This is a genomic window from Nonomuraea sp. CA-218870 (assembly GCF_050936535.1).
GTDB lineage: Bacteria > Actinomycetota > Actinomycetes > Streptosporangiales > Streptosporangiaceae > Nonomuraea > Nonomuraea corallina.
Genome location: NZ_JBNJMN010000001.1, coordinates 2,464,441 through 2,480,138 on the forward strand (window position 1 = coordinate 2,464,441; position 15,698 = coordinate 2,480,138).

Consider the following 15,698-nt stretch of genomic DNA (forward strand, 5'->3'; position numbering starts at 1 on the left):
GGTCGTGCGTGAAGGGGGAGCGAACATGGTGGATGCAGCACGAGCCCGCAAGCTCGCCGACCGCATCCAGCAGATCGTCGCCGAGATGCTGGAGCGCCGGATCAAGGACCCGCGTCTGGGCTTCGTCACCGTGACGGACACGCGGATCACCGCCGACCTGCGCGAGGCGACGGTCTTCTACACGGTGTTCGGCTCCGAGGCCGAGCGTGCCGACAGCGCGGCCGCCCTGGAGAGCGCCAAAGGGATCATCAGGTCCGAGGTGGGCCGCCAGACCGGCGTGCGCTTCACCCCGACGCTGACGTTCAAGCACGACCCCCTGCCCGACAGCGCCCGCCAGCTCGACGACCTGATCATGGCCGCGCGGGCGCGGGACGCCGAGGTGGCCCGCCGGGCGGAGAGCGCCTCCTACGCCGGCGAGGCCGACCCGTACCGCAAGCCGGAGGACGACGAGCCGGACGGGCCCGCGGCGCCGTGACACCCGACGTACGCGACAGACGGGGCCGCCCGGCCAGGAGCGGTTCCGTCACCGTGTCGGAGGAGGCGTGGGAGCGCAGCGTCAGCCTCATCTCGGAGGCCGACGAGGTCGCGCTCGCCTGCCACATCTCGCCGGACGGCGACGCGCTCGGCTCGATGCTGGCCGTCGGGTTCGTGCTGCGCTCGATGGGCAAGCGGGTGTCCGCCTCGTTCGGCGACCGCGACTTCACCGTGCCGCGCCTGCTGCGGTTCCTGCCGGGGCAGGACATGCTGGTGCCGCCCGACCGCTTCCCCGCCGCCCCCGACCTGATGATCACGTTCGACTCGCCGTCCGTCGCCCGGCTGGGACTGCTGGAGGGCAGCGTCCGCCGGGCCCGCGCGCTCATCGTGGTCGACCACCACCCGTCCAACGACGGCTTCGGCACGGTCGACCTCATCGACGCCCGCGCGGCGGCCACCGCGATGCTGGCCGAGCAGCTCATCTACCGGCTCGGCGGCTCGCTCGACCGCGACATCGCCACCTGCCTGTACGCGGGGCTGGTTACCGACACCGGCTCCTTCCGTCACTCCTCCACCAGCCCGGCCGCGCACCAGATGGCGGCCCGGCTGGTGGCGACCGGGCTCCACACCGACGAGATCGCCAGGGAGCTGTGGGACCGCGCCCCGTTCGGCTATCTCAAGGTGCTGGCCTCCGCGCTGGACCGGGCCGTGCTGGACGACGGCCTGGTGTGGACGTACGTGACCCGGGTCGACCGGGCCGCGTACGGGCTGCCGTACTCGGAGCTCGAAGGCATCATCGACGTGGTGCGGCGCACCGACGACGCCGACGTGGCGGCGGTGCTGAAGGAGGACGACCAGGGCGCCTGGCAGGTGTCGACCCGTTCCAAGGGCCGCGTGGACGTGGCGCACGTGTGCGCCGCGCTGGGCGGCGGCGGCCACCACAACGCGGCCGGTTTCACCTCGTACGACAGCCCCGACGCCACGATGGCGAAGTTCCGGGCACTGCTGAGAGAGGCGTGATGGCCGAAAGCGGCTTGATCATCGTCGACAAACCCGCGGGGTGGACGTCCCACGACGTGGTGGCCAGGCTGCGCCGCCTGGCCGGCACCCGCAGGGTCGGGCACGCCGGCACGCTCGACCCGATGGCGACCGGCGTGCTGGTGGTCGGCGTGGAGAAGGCGACCAGGCTGCTCGGGCACCTGGCGCTGACCGAGAAGGTGTACGAAGCCACGATCCGGCTGGGCGTGACGACCAACACCGACGACGCCGAGGGCCAGGTCACCGCGACCTCCTCGGCCGCGGACGTGGCCGAGGAGCGGATCCGGGAGGGCGTGGCCGCGCTCACCGGCGAGATCATGCAGATCCCGCCCCAGGTGAGCGCGATCAAGGTCAACGGCGAGCGGGCCTACAAGCTGGCCCGCGCCGGTGAGGGGGTCGAGCTGGCCGCGCGGCCGGTGACCGTGTACGAGTTCGCGATCGGCGACCCCCGGCGGCAGGGGGACGCGATCGACGTGGACGCCACCGTGCGCTGCTCGTCCGGCACCTACATCCGCGCCCTGGCCCGCGACCTGGGCGGCGGGCTCGGCGTCGGCGGCCACCTGACGGCGCTGCGCCGCACCCACGTCGGCCCGTACGGGCTCGACCGGGCCAGGACCCTCGACCAGCTCGCGGAGAAGTGCGAGATCCTGCCGATCGGCGAGGCCGTGGCGGCGGCGTTCCCGCGCCGGGACGTGAGCGTGGAGGAGGCCAGGGTGGTCAGGCACGGCGGCCGGCTGCCCGCGGCCGGGCTGGGCAAGGGCCCGATCGGCATGTTCGGTCCCGACGGCGAGCTGCTGGCGCTGGTGGAGGAGCAGGGCCGGCTGTCGAAGCCGCTGGCCGTCTTCGTCTCTTAGCCGGGCTTGCGCGCCACCATGATGTCGCGCACGATCGCCTGGTCGACCCAGTGCTCGAAGTCGGGATAGTCGACCACGTCGAGGCCGGCTCCGGTGAGGATCCGGGCCAGCTCGTCGCGGCCGCCGCCGTAGGTGTTCCAGGAGACGCCCAGCGCGCCGCCGGGCTTCAGCAGCTCGGCCCAGCCCGGCACGGCCCGCTCCAGCAGCTCCAGCGGGCTGCGCGACAGCCCCGCGCCGCCCTTGCTGCCGTGCTGCACCCCGTAGGGGGCGTCGGTGACGACGGCGTGGAACGAGTGCGGCTTGAAGAACTCCCGCGCGCGCACGGTGTCGGCGTTGACCACGGTGACCTTCTGGGTCTCGCCCGCCTTGTAGGCCTCCTTGGTCACGCCGAACACCACGTCCAGCCGCCGCCCCACCAGCGCCCGCTGCCGGCGTACGGGCGCGGTCTCGGCGGTGTGCTTGAGCCGCTTGTTCTTCAGCCAGGTGCGCAGGAACCCGGAGTAGGCCTCGAAGTCCTTGCCGTCGTGGTCGAGCCCGTAGGCGTCGTAGCCGTACATGAGGGCCTGGTTGAGCGTGGTGCCGCGGCCGCACAGCGGGTCGAGGACGGCCAGCCCGCCGCCGAGCGGGAAGCCGGAGGCCAGCACGGTGACGTTGAGCAGCAGCTTGGTGAAGTGCTCGTTGGTCTTGCCGGCGTACTTCTGGATCGTGAGCAGGTCGCTGCTCAGCCGGTCGAGCGGGCTGAGCTCCACCGGCCGCAGCAGCTCGCCCTCCACCTCGAACAGCGCGTAGACCGACGACAGGTTGGACAGCAGCGCCACGTCCGCGCCGGAGAGCGGCGCGGAGGTGGTGAAGGTGACGTACGGCAGCCCGCCGATGCGGGTCTCCTCGATGGCCGGCACGTCGGCCGTCAGCCCGCGCTCGGCGAAGACGGCCAGCTCGGCGCGGGTCAGGCGGGGCGCGCTGTCGGCGTAGACCCGGTTGAAGGCAGGCAGGATCAGCAGCGCGTATCGAGGCATGCAGCGGATCGTACCGCCCTCGGTTGCGGGCCACGGGCCGGCGCATGGCAGTCTTGGAGGGTCGATCCGGGATGAGGGAATGGGGGCGGGCGTGCGGGAATCGGAGCGGTCAGTCGTCACGATCGGCGTGTTCGACGGCGTGCATCGCGGCCACCGGCGGGTGGTGGAGCGGGCCGTGGAGACCGCCGCCGAGCGTGGCCTGCGCACGGTCGCGCTGACCTTCGAGCCGCCTCCCGAGGAGGTCGTGCGGCCCGGTTACCGGCCGCTGCGCCTGGCCACGGCCAAGCGCAGGTCCGGCCTGCTGCGCGAGCTGGGCGTGGACGAGGTGGTCGTGCTGCCCTTCACCTTGGAGGTGGCCAGGCTCGGCCCGGCGGAGTTCGCGCGGACGGTGCTCGCCGAGCGGCTGCGCGCGGCGGCGGTCGTGGTGGGGGCGGACTTCTCGTTCGGCTACGACGCGGCGGGCGACGTCGAGACGCTGCGCGCGCTGGGGGAGAAGTACGATTTCGCGGCCGAGGGGGTGCCGCTGGTCGAGGACGTGTCCTCGACGCTGATCCGCGAGCGGCTGGTCGCGGGCGACGTGGCCGGCGCCGCCGACGGGCTGGGCAGGCCGCACCGGGTGGAGGGCGTGGTGGTGCGCGGCTACCAGCGCGGCCGGCAGCTCGGCTTCCCGACCGCCAACGTCGAGTCGCCGCCGCAGACCGCCATCCCGGCCGACGGGGTCTACGCGGGGTGGCTGGAGTGCGTGCCGGTGGCCAACCTGCCCGCCCTCTACGAGGACGAGCGCTGGCCGGCCGCGATCTCGGTGGGCACCAACCCGACGTTCGAGGGGGTGCCGCGCACGGTCGAGGCGTACGCGCTCGACCGCGACGACCTGGACCTGTACGGGGTGCACGTGGCGGTCGACTTCGCCGCCAGACTGCGGGGCAACACCCGGTTCGACTCGATCGAGGAGCTCGTCGACCAGATCCACGCCGACGTCGACCAGGTCCGCCGCCTCACGTCCTGACCTTCAGCCCGTCCAGCAGCCGTGACAGCGCGGCCAGCGTGTCGTCCAGGTCACCGGGCCGGGCCTGCGGCTGGGCCAGCCACAGCACCGCCTCGTTCATCGCCCCCGACAGCAGGCGGGTGAGCGGGGCGACCGGACGGGGCGGGATCGTGCCCGCCTCGGCGAGCGCCGTGAGCGCCTCGCCCAGGTGGCGGGCGGAGGTGGCCTCGTCGATCGCCCGCCACTCGTTCCAGCCGAGCACGGCCGGGCCGTCGATGAGCATGATCCGCTGTACGTCGGGGGCGGCGGCGGCCCGCACGAACGCGGCGCATCCGGCCTTGAGCTGATCCCACGGGTCGCCCTCCGCGTCGGCCTCGGCCGCCACCCGGGCCGCCACCTCCTGCTGCACCTCCTCCAGCACCGCGCGGAACAGCGCCGCCTTGCCGTCGAAGTGATGGTAGAGCGCGCCCTTGGTCACCCCCGCCTCCCGCACGATCTCCGCCAGGCCCACCGCGGCGTAGCCCCTGGCCGCGAAGAGCCGCCTGCCGACCGCGACCAGCGCGCGCCTGGTCGCCTCGCGCTGCTCGGCCCTGGTTCTCGTCATGGTCACGCCCCTGTTGACATACCGATGGTACGCGAACTAGCGTACCTCCACATACCGACGGTATGTTAACAGGAGGGATCATGGAGCTCACCAGCTTCTACCCAGTGATCTGCACCGACCAGGTGGCCGAGTCGCGCGACTTCTACGTGCGGCTGTTCGGGTTCGAGGTCACCTTCGAAGCCGACTGGTACGTCAGCCTCAGGCGCGACGCGTACGAACTGGCCCTGCTCGACCACACGCACCCGACGCTGCCCGAGGCGTACCGTAAGAAGGCGGCCGGGCTGCTGCTCAACTTCGAGGTCGGCGACGCGGACGCCGAGTGGGAGCGGCTGGTCACGGGCGCGGGGCTCACCCCCGCGCTGCCGCTGCGCAGTGAGGACTTCGGCCAGCGGCACTTCATCGTGGCCGACCCCAACGGGGTCCTCATCGACGTCATCCAGCCCATCGAGCCCACGGGGGAGTACGTGGCGCAGTACGTGTAGGCTGCGTGCCTTCGCGCGGGCATCGGTTCCGTGATGGTAGTCTTACATGTCGGCTCTGTGACGGCGGCGCCGTGCGCTGCCCTGAAGGCCTTCGCCGCGGCGACTGTAGGCACGCACGGTCGTTCGCACTCTCACATCCGCGCGTGCCCGTAGCTCATAAGGAGAGCCGTGTCGCTCGACACCGCTGCCAAGAAGACCATCATCTCCGAATACGCGACGACCGACGGTGACACCGGGTCCCCCGAGGTGCAGATCGCCCTGCTGAGCAAGCGCATCAGCGAGCTGACCGAGCACCTCAAGACCCACAAGCACGACCACCACAGCCGTCGTGGCCTGCTGCTCCTCGTGGGCCGCCGGCGTCGCCTGCTGAAGTACCTGCAGAACGTCGACATCGCGCGTTACCGTTCGCTCATCGAGCGGCTCGGCCTGCGCCGATAACATGGGAAGGGAGCGGCGCGGGACGCCGCTCCCTTCTCCTATAGTCCGGCGAGTCCCGTGGCCGAGGGCCGCGCGCCTGACGTACAACTGAATAACCGAGACACTGAGAGCCCCCGCGTCCGCTCAGCACCATGCGACCCGCGACGCCTGCGGGCCGGTCCTCGGTAGTGGCTTCCGGTATATGACCGGGCGCTTCGATCGAAGACCGGCGCTGCACCTACACATGGGAAGTCCGTACGACGGACTGCCGCCGAAAGTCTCCACCTGTCATGACGGTGGGGCGGCACCATTCCCGTGACGCACGAGGGTGCCGGTGAAAAGGGCGCGGGAGACCGACTGACCAAGGAGGTCCCCCGTGGAGGGTGTCCACACTGCTGAAGCCGTCATCGACAACGGCTCCTTCGGCACACGCACGATCCGGTTCGAGACCGGACGACTCGCGCGCCAGGCGGCCGGCAGCGCCGTCGCCTATCTCGACAACGACACGATGGTGCTGTCCGCCACCACCGCGTCCAAGCAGCCGAGGGAGAACCTCGACTTCTTCCCGCTCACCGTGGACGTCGAGGAGCGCATGTACGCCGCGGGCCGCATCCCCGGCTCGTTCTTCCGCCGTGAGGGCCGGCCGTCCGAGGACGCCGTCCTCACCTGCCGGCTGATCGACCGGCCGCTGCGCCCCTCGTTCGTCAAGGGCCTGCGCAACGAGATCCAGGTGGTCGCCACCATCCTGGCGCTCAACCCCGAGCACCTCTACGACGTGGTGGCGATCAACGCCGCGTCGCTGTCCACCCAGCTCGCCGGGCTGCCGTTCTCCGGCCCGATCGGCGGCGTCCGCGTCGCCCTGATCGAGGGCCAGTGGGTGGCCTTCCCGACCCACCACGAGCTGGAGCGGGCCACGTTCGACATGGTCGTGGCCGGGCGGGTGCTCGCCGACGGCGACGTCGCCATCATGATGGTGGAGGCCGAGTCCACCCGCGACACCCTCAAGCTGGTCGCCGAGGGCGCGGTCGCGCCCACCGAGGAGACGGTGGCCGAGGGACTCGAGGCCGCCAAGCCGTTCATCAAGGTGCTGTGCGAGGCGCAGTCCCGCATCGCGCGGGTCGCCGCCAAGGAGACCGCCGAGTATCCGCTGTTCCTCGACTACCAGGACGACGTCCTGGCCGCCGTGGAGTCCGCGGTGAAGAACGAGCTGGCCGCCGCGCTCACCATCGCCGGCAAGCAGGAGCGCGAGAACGAGCTCGACAGGGTCAAGGCCCTGGCCGGCGAGAAGCTGCTGCCCGAGTTCGAGGGCCGCGAGAAGGAGATCTCCGCCGCCTTCCGTTCGCTGATGAAGAAGCTCATGCGCGAGCGGGTCATCAAGGAGGGTGTGCGCATCGACGGCCGCGGCACCAAGGACATCCGCGCGCTGTCCGCCGAGGTCCACGTGGTGCCCCGGGTGCACGGCTCGGCCCTGTTCGAGCGCGGCGAGACCCAGATCATGGGCATCACCACGCTCAACATGCTGCGCATGGAGCAGGTCATCGACACGCTCAACCCCGAGCGGACCAAGCGCTACATGCACAACTACAACTTCCCGCCCTACTCCACCGGTGAGACCGGCCGGGTGGGCTCGCCCAAGCGGCGCGAGATCGGTCACGGCGCGCTCGCCGAGCGGGCGCTGATCCCGGTCCTGCCGTCGCGCGAGGAGTTCCCGTACGCGATCCGCCAGGTGTCCGAGGCGCTCAGCTCCAACGGCTCGACCTCGATGGGCTCGGTCTGCGCGTCCACGATGTCGCTGCTCGACGCCGGCGTGCCGCTCAAGGAGATGGTCGCGGGCATCGCGATGGGCCTGATCGGCGAGGGCGACACCTACGTCACCCTGACCGACATCCTCGGCGCCGAGGACGCGATGGGCGACATGGACTTCAAGGTCGCCGGCACCAAGGACGTCATCACCGCCCTGCAGCTCGACACCAAGCTCGACGGCATCCCCGCCTCGGTCCTGGCCGGCGCGCTCAAGCAGGCCAAGGGCGCCCGGCTGGCGATCCTGGAGGTGATGCAGGAGGCCATCGACTCCCCGGCGGAGATGAACCCGACGGCACCGCGCATCATCACCATCAAGGTCCCGGTCGACAAGATCGGCGAGGTCATCGGCCCGAAGGGCAAGATGATCAACCAGATCCAGGACGACTCCGGCGCCGAGATCACCATCGAGGACGACGGCACCATCTACATCGGCGCCACCGACGGCCCCTCGGCCGAGGCCGCGCGGTCGGCGATCAACGCGATCGCCAACCCGCACATGCCCGAGGTCGGCGAGCGCTACCTGGGCACGGTCGTGAAGATCGCCGCCTTCGGCGCGTTCGTCTCGCTCATGCCCGGCAAGGACGGCCTGCTGCACGTCTCCCAGATCCGCAAGCTGCACGGCGGCAAGCGCATCGAGAACGTCGAGGACGTCATGAGCGTCGGCGAGAAGGTCCAGGTGGAGATCGCCGAGATCGACCAGCGCGGCAAGCTCTCGCTGGTGCCGGTCGAGGTCATCGAGAAGGAGGCCGCCGAGAAGGAGGCCAGGGGCGAGTCCGGCGACGACGGCGAGCCCGAGGCCCCCGCGGCCGACGGCGGCGACAAGTCCGACCGCCCGCGTCGCACCCGTACCCGCGTCCGCACCCGCGGCGTCGGCTCCGAGGGCGACGACCGCAACTCGTGACGGCGACACACAGACACGGCGCCGTGGTCGCGGGGCCGGCGAAGGAGGCCCCGTGACCACGACCACGCTGCACCCCGGCCGCGACGGCGCGGGGGTGGTCAAGCGCACCACCCTCCCCGGCGGCCTGCGCGTGGTGACCGAGACCATGCCGACCGTGCGCAGCGTCGCGGTCGGCATGTGGGTCGGCATCGGCTCACGCGACGAGGACCCCGAGCACACGGGGGCCACCCACTTCCTGGAACACCTGCTGTTCAAGGGCACGCCCACGAGGGACGCCATGGAGATCTCGGCGTCCGTCGAGGGCATCGGGGGCGAGATCAACGCCTTCACCGCCAAGGAGTACACCTGCTACTACGCGCGGGTGCTCGACGAGGACCTGCCGATCGCGGTCGACGTCCTCGCCGACGTGGTGACCAGCTCGCTCATCGACCGCGACGACGTCGAGTCCGAGCGTGGCGTGATCCTGGAGGAGATCGCCATGCACGACGACGACCCGTCCGACGTGGTGCACGAGCAGTTCGCGGCGGCCCTCTACGGCGACTCGCCGATCGGCCGGCCGATCCTCGGCACCGCCGACTCGATCAACGCGCTCGGCCGCGACCGGATCGCCGAGTACTACGGCCGCTACTACCAGCCGCCGCTCACCGTCGTCTCCGTGGCCGGCAACATCCGCCACGAGGACGTCGTGGAGCTGGTCGCGCGGGCCTACGAGCGGGCGGGCGCCCTCAAGGGCCCCGCCACGTCCGCCCCGCCGCGCACCAGCGGCCCAGGCGCCGAGACCCGGTCCGGCGTGCGCGTCCTCGACCGGCCGACCGAGCAGGCCAACCTGGTGCTCGGCACGACCGGCATGGCCCGCACCGACGACCGGCGCTTCGCGCTCGGCGTGCTCAACGCCGCGCTCGGCGGTGGCATGTCGTCGCGGCTCTTCCAGGAGATCAGGGAGAAGCGCGGCCTGGCCTACTCCGCCTACAGCTACACCTCCGCCTACGCCGACACGGGCCAGTTCGGCATCTACGTCGGCTGCCTCCCCTCCAAGATCGACGATGTGCTCAAGATCTGCCGGGACGAGGTGGCCAGGGTGGTGGCCGAGGGCCTGACCGAGGAGGAGATCGTCCGCGGCAAGGGCCAGATGCGCGGCGGCCTCGTGCTCGGCCTCGAGGACACCGGCTCACGCATGTCCCGCATCGGCAAGAACGAGCTGGTGTACGACGAGCTGCTGTCGGTGGACGAGGTGCTGGCCCGCATCGAGGCGGTCACCGCCGAGGAGATCTCCGCGGTCGCCGGCGACGTGTTCAACCGGCCGCTCACGCTCGCCGTGATCGGCCCGTACGGTGACAAGGACTTCTCCCACGCCATCGCCTGAGACCTCTGGTATAGGGTTGAACCCGTGATCAAGGTAGGTGTGCTCGGCGCCCGCGGCCGCGTGGGCGTCGAGGTGTGCAAGGCGGTCGAGGCGGCCTCCGACCTGGAGCTGGTGGCCGCGATCGACAAGGACGACCCGATCGAGGGCCTCGAAGGCGCCGAAGTGGTGGTCGACTTCACCCACCCCGACGTGGTGATGGGCAACCTGGAGTGGGCGATCGCCCACGGCATCCACCCGGTGGTCGGCACCACCGGCTTCGACGCCGCGCGGCTCGACGCCGTGCGCGACTGGCTGGCGAGCTCGCCCGGCACCAACTGCCTGATCGCCCCCAACTTCGGCATCGCGGCCGTGTTCATGATGCACTTCGCCCAGCAGGCCGCCCGCCACTTCGACTCCGTCGAGATCATCGAGCTACACCACCCCAACAAGGCCGACGCCCCCTCGGGCACCGCCCGGCGCACCGCCGAGCTGGTGGCCGAGGCCCGCGCCAAGGCCGGGGTGGGCCCGATGCCCGACGCCACCAGCGCCGAGCTCGACGGGGCGCGCGGCGCCGACGTCGACGGCGTCCGCGTGCACGCCGTTCGCCTGGCCGGGCTCATCGCCCACCAGGAGGTGCTGCTCGGCGGCGGCGGCGAGACCCTCACCATCCGCCACGACACGATGGACCGCGCCGCGTTCACCCCCGGCGTGCTGCTCGGCGTGCGGCGGGTGGGAGAGCTGCCCGGGCTGACCGTGGGCCTGGAGCGCCTGCTCGACCTCTGACGCCGTCGCCTGTTCCGCAACGAGCGCCGGCCCCGATATCCGGAGGCGGCGAACCACGGACGGCGTGAGATCATGTCGCCATGGTGCGATGGGCTGACGCCGGGGACCTGCCCGGCCTGGCCGCCGTCGAGGTGGCCGCCGACGGACTGTTCGAGCGGGTGGGCATCACCTTCCCGCCCGGCACGACCATGATCGAAGAGGTCCGTGACCCGTCCTCGGTGCTCGTCGAGGGCGACCCGCCGGCCGGCTTCGCGCTCGTCGCCCGCGTCGACGGCAACCTCCACCTGGAGCAGCTCGCCGTCCACCCCGACCGGATGCGGCAGGGCATCGGCGGACGCCTGATCGAGGCGGTGCTGGACCACGCCCGCGCGGCGGGGACCCCCGCGGTGACGCTGACGACGTTCAGGGACGTGCCGTGGAACGCGCCCTGGTACGAGCGCCACGGCTTCGTGGTGTGGCCGGAGTCTTCGTGGGGGCCGGAGCTGCGCGCGCTGGTGACCCGCGAACGCGAGATGGGCATCGAGGTGGCGCCTCGCGTGGTCATGGCGGCGACCCTCGGCTGAACGCTCGCGCTACCGGAATCCTCCACGAGAGCTGTCAGCGGGAGACGGAACGGCGCCCCGGGGTGTCGTGGGCCGGTGGCGGGTCGTGGAAGCGGGACGGCTGCGGTGGCTGGCCGGTGACCGCTTCCACGAGGTCGGCGGCCACCTGGTGCACCTTCACGTTGCGCCGCTGCGATCCGCGTCGCAGCAGGTCGAAGGCCGCCGAGGCGGTGCACTGCCGCCGGGCCATGATGATGCCGAGCGCCTGGTCGATGATCGCCCGCTTGCTGAGCGCCTCGCGGAGCTGGACGATGACCTCGTCCAGCTGGGCGGCTCGCCGCATCGCGTCATACAGCACCGCCGCCTGGCCGGCGGTCACGGAGGACACGGTCAGCGTCTCGGCGGGAAAGCCGCCCGCCCGCTCCCCGTAGAGGTTCAGCGTGCCGTGGACGCGGCCGTCGAAGGTCAGCGGTCGCGCGTGGACGCTCCGGGCCCCCTGCGCGGCCAGCTCATCGGACAGGCCGCCCCAGCGGGTCTCGGCCGCCAGGTCGTCGGACCGGACGGCCTCGCCACTGGCGAGCGCCTCCAGGCACGGGCCCAGGCCGGCGCCTAACTGCAGGGCGTCCAGGACGGCCGCGCCGGGGACGGAGGATGCCACGGTGCGCGGGCCGTCCTCTCCGACCAGGACCAGGCTGGCCAGCGTGTCGCCGGGCATGGCACCGGCCGCGACGGTGAGGATCTCGCCGAGTGACCGCCCGAACGCTGCGTCCACCGTGCGGGGGTTGAGCGGGTTCAACGCCTTGACCTCGCGTGTGAAGCCTCTGGACCGGTCGGCCGGCGGACCAGTCAATCTCTGAACGACAGGACTTTACGTCTACGGTCATGGGCTGCCCAGGACACGGGAGACGTAACGTCCCGAAGGTCAGAGTGAGACGGCCAGGCCGATGGACAGGAGCGCCCCGTACGCCAGCTGCAGTCTGCCCGTCTGCTGCAGGGCCGTGATCAGTGCGGGCCCGGCCGCGCCGGCGAGGACCGTACGGACCGGTGAGATGGCCAGCGGCGCGGCGAGCAGCGCCAGCGCGGCAGCGGGCGCGAGCGGCACCATCGCCACCGCGACCACGAACGGCACCACCAGGCAGGCCGCGTAGAGCGTACGGGTGCGCGGCGGGCCCAGCACCACCGCCAGCGTCCGCTTGCCCGACTCCCCGTCGGTGGCGACATCGCGCAGGTTGTTGACCACCAGCATCGAACAGGACAGCAGCCCGACCGGCACCGACGCCACCAGCGCCGCCCACGACAACTGCTCGGTCTGCACGAACGCGGTCCCGACCACCGGCACCACGCCGAAGAACACGAACACCGACGCCTCGCCCAGCGCCCGGTAACCGTAGGGGCGGCTGCCGCCGGTGTAGAACCAGCCCGCGGCGATCGCCGCCGCGCCCACCAGCAGCACCCACCACGCCCGCGTCACCACCACGAGGACCAGCCCGAGCACCGCCGCGGCGGCGAAGCAGCCCAGCGCCGCCGTCAGCACCTGGCGCGGGGTGGCCGCCCGCGAGCCCACCAGCCGCATCGGGCCGACCCGCTGGTCGTCGGTGCCGCGGATGCCGTCGCTGTAGTCGTTGGCGTAGTTGACGCCGATCTGCAGCAGCAGCGCCACGAGCAGCGCCAGCACCGCCCGCCACCAGCTGAAGCCGCCCTCGCCGATGGCCACGCCCGTGCCCACCATGACCGGCACGATCGCGTTCGGCAGCGTGCGCGGGCGCGCTCCCGCGAGCCATTGAGCAGGGGTTGCCATTGCGCAGAGACCTCTAGCTGATGTCGGTGGTGAGCCTGACCATGCGGATCGGGCGTCCCATGTCGAGCACCCGCTCGGCCATGTCCTCGCCCCAGCCCGCCGACTCCAGGAAGCCGAGGACAGGGTAGTTGTCGGCGAACACCCAGGTGGCGATCTGCCGGTAGCCGTCCTCGCGAAGGTAGTCGACGGTGGCGTTGAGCAGCCGGCTGCCGTGGCCGCGGCGCACGAAGTCGGGGTCGACCAGCAGCGTCAGCATCTCCGCGACCTCGGTCGGGTCGAGGTCGGGGTCCTCGGCGGGGGAGTGGGAGGCCAGGCCCACCACGCGCTCGCCGCCGCGGGGCGTCATCGGCATGTTGGCGCCGCCCACGCCCAGCGCCGGGAAGCCCTCCGTGTCGAGGATGGTCTCCACCGCCACCAGCACGCGGTGCCGGGACGTGGGCGGGGCGGCGATCGCCTCGTCCCACTGGCGCAGCCACATCTTCTCGGCCGCCGGGCCTGTCATCTGCTCGAGGGGACCCTCGGGCAGGAATTCCCGATAGCCGTAGCGCCAGGCGCGCACCTGCACATTCGCCACCTGGAGCACATCCTCGCGCCGGGCCGCCCGGACGCCTACGTCTGCCATCTCGGCCCGCTCCTTCGCCTGCCGTTCGTGCCACAAGGCACGAGTTACACCGTATCGGTGTTTGACCCTGGGCGAGGACGCGAACCCTGCTTCCTCGCCCGGTATGCCCGCGTTTTAGTGCGGTTGCCGCAGACCCGCATCGAGCACCATGATCGAGAACGGTTCCTGGTGACGTCGACGAACGCCCACTGGCACCCGTCCTCGGCACACACCTTCAGCCGGTCCCAGGAGTCGCCGGACGCCGCTGCCGCGATCCTGGCCAGCCCGGCCGGCACTCCGGCCCCGATCGGAGCCAGTTCCGGCCGCCGTCCGACGGTCACCCGCAGCGGCAGCACCGGGAGCTCCGGCTGCCGGCCGTCGCGCCTCAGCGCCGCCCTGAGCCCTTCCCGCAGGGCCACGGCCAGCGCCAGGTCGTCGTCGGTGGCCCGATCGCCGGGGCCGGTGAGCGCCCGTTCGCGCAGCCAGAGGGCGAGCTCGGCGGGGGTTCCCAGGTCGTCGGCGTCGGCCTCGACGCTGTAGGTGTTCACGAAATCGCGCACCAGCTCGGCCGACGCCTCCATGGGGAACACTCTACTCGCTTCATGATCTTTCGGACCTCACGGACATCTCGCCCGCCCCTCGGAGGGGTCAGGGCAGGGACTCCGCGAGCCGGCGGACGCCCTCCGCCAGTTCCGCCACGCCCGCCGCCGCGATGTGGGTCACCCTGAGGTGCGGGCCGGGAGGCTCGGCGGGGTAGTACATGCGGCCCGCGCTCACCAGCACCCCGTTCCGCTTGGCGGCCTCCACCAGCGCCCGCTCGTCGGTCTCCGCCGGCAGCCGCAGCCACAGGTGCATCCCCCCGATCGGCAGCACGTACGGCTCCGCGCGCGGCATCCGCGCGGCCAGGGCCGCGGCGAGCGCGTCGCGGCGGGTGGCGATCTCGGCGTGCACCGTCGCCAGGTGCCGCCGCCACGCCGGCGACCCGACGAACTCCACCGCCGCCTCCTGCAACGGCCGCGCCACGAAGAACGACTCCACCAACTGGGCGGCTCGCAGCCGGTGCGCCGCCGGCCCGCGCGCGACCACCGCCGCCAGCCGCATGCTCGGCGACAGGATCTTGGTGAGCGAGTGGATGTGCACCACGGTCCCGTGACCGTCCATGGACACCAGGGACGGCGGCGCCTGCGGGGTCAGCCAGCGCGCGTAGTCGTCCTCGATCACGAACGCGCCGGCCGCCCTGGCCACCTCCAGCACCTGGCGGCGCCGTTCGAGGGTGAGGGTGACGCCGGTGGGGTTGTGCAGTGTCGGCTGGCACAGGAACACCCGCGCCCCCGTCACCGCGAACGCCTCGGCCAGCAGGTCGGGCCGCACCCCGTCCCGGTCCACCGGCACCGCCGTGGCCCGCAGCCCGGCCGCCTTGGCCGTGGCCAGCGCGCCGGGGTAGGTCGGGGTCTCCACGAGCACTGGGGTGCCCGGAGCGGCCAGCGCGCGGAAGGCGTGGCTCAGCGCCGCCTGGCCGCCGCTGACGATCAGCGCGTCGCCGGCCGTCACGTCACCGCCCGCCTGCAGCGCGAACCATCGGCGCAGCTCGTCCACCCCGCTCAGCGGCGGTGTCGCCCACACGCCCGGCCTGCGCATCGCCCGGACGGCCGCCGCCGCGAGCTGCCGGTCCGGCCGCAGCCCCAGCGGCAGGTAACCGCTGGTCAGCGGCACCACCCCCTCGGGCGGCGGGGCGAGCAGCGCCGCGATGGCCTCGTCGTCGACCACCCGGTCACCGAGCGCCACCGTCTGCCAGGAAAGATCGGCGGCGTCCCGCACCGGCTCCCGGCGCCGGGCGACGAACGCCCCGCTGCCCGGCCTGGTGATCACCCTGCCCTCGGCGGCGAGCTGCCCCAGCGCCCGGGAGACCGTCACGGGGCTCACTCCGTGCCGCCGCATGATCTCCCGGCTGGACGGCAGCCGATCGCCCGGCCGCAGCCGGGAGACCTCGTCCCTCAGCATCGCGGCGATCTGCGCGATACTGCTATCGTTTTCCATGAAAGACAAGAGTAGCGCTAC

General features: G+C 72.1%; 17 protein-coding genes. 10 read left to right on the top strand and 7 right to left on the bottom strand.

Going from position 1 to position 15,698, the window contains the following annotated elements:
* The first annotated feature begins 25 nt into the window (after positions 1-25).
* From rbfA to truB, 3 genes are read left to right on the top strand one after another with little or no spacing between them, the layout of a single operon-like run.
* Complete coding sequence (gene rbfA, locus ACQEUU_RS12140) at positions 26-475, top strand: 30S ribosome-binding factor RbfA (RefSeq protein ID WP_270154671.1); 450 nt, start codon at positions 26-28, stop codon at positions 473-475.
* The gene (locus tag ACQEUU_RS12145; RefSeq protein WP_433064358.1) at positions 472-1,494 is read left to right on the top strand and encodes a DHH family phosphoesterase; all 1,023 of its coding nucleotides are present in this window, start codon (positions 472-474) and stop codon (positions 1,492-1,494) included. The genes rbfA and ACQEUU_RS12145 overlap by 4 nt, the downstream gene beginning before the upstream one ends.
* Positions 1,494-2,366, top strand: a complete 873-nt coding sequence (truB, locus tag ACQEUU_RS12150) for a tRNA pseudouridine(55) synthase TruB (protein WP_433064360.1) — start codon at positions 1,494-1,496, stop codon at positions 2,364-2,366. Before ACQEUU_RS12145 ends, truB begins: the two co-directional genes overlap by 1 nt.
* Here the strand turns inward: truB and ACQEUU_RS12155 are convergent.
* Positions 2,363-3,382 carry a TRM11 family SAM-dependent methyltransferase gene (locus ACQEUU_RS12155; protein WP_433064362.1) on the bottom strand — a complete coding sequence of 340 codons (1,020 nt, stop codon included), beginning with the start codon at positions 3,380-3,382 and terminating at the stop codon, positions 2,363-2,365. The genes truB and ACQEUU_RS12155 overlap by 4 nt on opposite strands.
* A gap of 79 nt (positions 3,383-3,461) precedes the next feature.
* Here ACQEUU_RS12155 and ACQEUU_RS12160 point away from each other — a divergent pair, with 79 nt between their 5' ends.
* Positions 3,462-4,388 (top strand): bifunctional riboflavin kinase/FAD synthetase, encoded by a 927-nt coding sequence (locus tag ACQEUU_RS12160; protein ID WP_433064364.1) that lies wholly within the window; start codon positions 3,462-3,464, stop codon positions 4,386-4,388.
* Here the strand turns inward: ACQEUU_RS12160 and ACQEUU_RS12165 are convergent.
* Positions 4,378-4,971, bottom strand: coding sequence for a TetR/AcrR family transcriptional regulator (locus ACQEUU_RS12165; RefSeq protein WP_433064367.1), 594 nt, complete (start codon positions 4,969-4,971; stop codon positions 4,378-4,380). The two genes, ACQEUU_RS12160 and ACQEUU_RS12165, sit on opposite strands and share 11 nt — an antisense overlap.
* Positions 4,972-5,051: 80 nt before the next feature.
* On the opposite strand from ACQEUU_RS12165, the gene ACQEUU_RS12170 reads away from it, so the two are divergent.
* From ACQEUU_RS12170 to ACQEUU_RS12195, 6 genes are all read left to right on the top strand, one after another.
* Positions 5,052-5,453 carry a VOC family protein gene (locus tag ACQEUU_RS12170; RefSeq protein ID WP_433064370.1) on the top strand — a complete coding sequence of 134 codons (402 nt, stop codon included), beginning with the start codon at positions 5,052-5,054 and terminating at the stop codon, positions 5,451-5,453.
* A gap of 168 nt (positions 5,454-5,621) precedes the next feature.
* Entirely contained in the window at positions 5,622-5,891 is a 270-nt protein-coding gene (gene rpsO / locus ACQEUU_RS12175; RefSeq protein WP_433064372.1) for a 30S ribosomal protein S15, read from the top strand.
* Between the two features lie 355 nt (positions 5,892-6,246).
* Complete coding sequence (locus ACQEUU_RS12180) at positions 6,247-8,574, top strand: polyribonucleotide nucleotidyltransferase (RefSeq protein ID WP_433064375.1); 2,328 nt, start codon at positions 6,247-6,249, stop codon at positions 8,572-8,574.
* A gap of 52 nt (positions 8,575-8,626) precedes the next feature.
* Complete coding sequence (locus ACQEUU_RS12185; RefSeq protein WP_433064378.1) at positions 8,627-9,937, top strand: M16 family metallopeptidase; 1,311 nt, start codon at positions 8,627-8,629, stop codon at positions 9,935-9,937.
* A gap of 24 nt (positions 9,938-9,961) precedes the next feature.
* Entirely contained in the window at positions 9,962-10,699 is a 738-nt protein-coding gene (dapB, locus tag ACQEUU_RS12190; RefSeq protein ID WP_433064381.1) for a 4-hydroxy-tetrahydrodipicolinate reductase, read from the top strand.
* An 80-nt stretch (positions 10,700-10,779) separates the two neighbouring features.
* Complete coding sequence (locus ACQEUU_RS12195; protein WP_433064384.1) at positions 10,780-11,262, top strand: GNAT family N-acetyltransferase; 483 nt, start codon at positions 10,780-10,782, stop codon at positions 11,260-11,262.
* Between the two features lie 34 nt (positions 11,263-11,296).
* Here ACQEUU_RS12195 and ACQEUU_RS12200 read toward each other — a convergent pair whose 3' ends face one another.
* From ACQEUU_RS12200 to ACQEUU_RS12220, 5 genes are all read right to left on the bottom strand, one after another.
* The gene (locus ACQEUU_RS12200; protein WP_433064387.1) at positions 11,297-12,013 is read right to left on the bottom strand and encodes a GAF and ANTAR domain-containing protein; all 717 of its coding nucleotides are present in this window, start codon (positions 12,011-12,013) and stop codon (positions 11,297-11,299) included.
* 150 nt (positions 12,014-12,163) lie between these two features.
* Complete coding sequence (locus tag ACQEUU_RS12205; protein ID WP_433064390.1) at positions 12,164-13,039, bottom strand: 1,4-dihydroxy-2-naphthoate polyprenyltransferase; 876 nt, start codon at positions 13,037-13,039, stop codon at positions 12,164-12,166.
* Positions 13,040-13,052: 13 nt separating this feature from the next.
* The gene (locus ACQEUU_RS12210) at positions 13,053-13,661 is read right to left on the bottom strand and encodes a GNAT family N-acetyltransferase (protein WP_148033600.1); all 609 of its coding nucleotides are present in this window, start codon (positions 13,659-13,661) and stop codon (positions 13,053-13,055) included.
* Between the two features lie 44 nt (positions 13,662-13,705).
* Entirely contained in the window at positions 13,706-14,221 is a 516-nt protein-coding gene (locus ACQEUU_RS12215; RefSeq protein WP_433064394.1) for a CGNR zinc finger domain-containing protein, read from the bottom strand.
* 67 nt (positions 14,222-14,288) lie between these two features.
* Positions 14,289-15,677 carry a PLP-dependent aminotransferase family protein gene (locus ACQEUU_RS12220; RefSeq protein ID WP_433064396.1) on the bottom strand — a complete coding sequence of 463 codons (1,389 nt, stop codon included), beginning with the start codon at positions 15,675-15,677 and terminating at the stop codon, positions 14,289-14,291.
* Positions 15,678-15,698 lie beyond the last annotated feature (21 nt).

Coding starts and splice junctions, on each gene's coding strand:
- rbfA (WP_270154671.1), top strand. CDS start 26: ATGGTGGATGCAGCACGAGCCCGCAAGCTCGCCGACCGCATCCAGCAG.
- truB (WP_433064360.1), top strand. CDS start 1,494: ATGGCCGAAAGCGGCTTGATCATCGTCGACAAACCCGCGGGGTGGACG.
- ACQEUU_RS12155 (WP_433064362.1), bottom strand. CDS start 3,382: ATGCCTCGATACGCGCTGCTGATCCTGCCTGCCTTCAACCGGGTCTAC.
- ACQEUU_RS12160 (WP_433064364.1), top strand. CDS start 3,462: ATGGGGGCGGGCGTGCGGGAATCGGAGCGGTCAGTCGTCACGATCGGC.
- ACQEUU_RS12165 (WP_433064367.1), bottom strand. CDS start 4,971: ATGACGAGAACCAGGGCCGAGCAGCGCGAGGCGACCAGGCGCGCGCTG.
- ACQEUU_RS12170 (WP_433064370.1), top strand. CDS start 5,052: ATGGAGCTCACCAGCTTCTACCCAGTGATCTGCACCGACCAGGTGGCC.
- ACQEUU_RS12195 (WP_433064384.1), top strand. CDS start 10,780: ATGGTGCGATGGGCTGACGCCGGGGACCTGCCCGGCCTGGCCGCCGTC.
- ACQEUU_RS12205 (WP_433064390.1), bottom strand. CDS start 13,039: ATGGCAACCCCTGCTCAATGGCTCGCGGGAGCGCGCCCGCGCACGCTG.
- ACQEUU_RS12210 (WP_148033600.1), bottom strand. CDS start 13,661: ATGGCAGACGTAGGCGTCCGGGCGGCCCGGCGCGAGGATGTGCTCCAG.
- ACQEUU_RS12215 (WP_433064394.1), bottom strand. CDS start 14,221: ATGGAGGCGTCGGCCGAGCTGGTGCGCGATTTCGTGAACACCTACAGC.
- ACQEUU_RS12220 (WP_433064396.1), bottom strand. CDS start 15,677: ATGGAAAACGATAGCAGTATCGCGCAGATCGCCGCGATGCTGAGGGAC.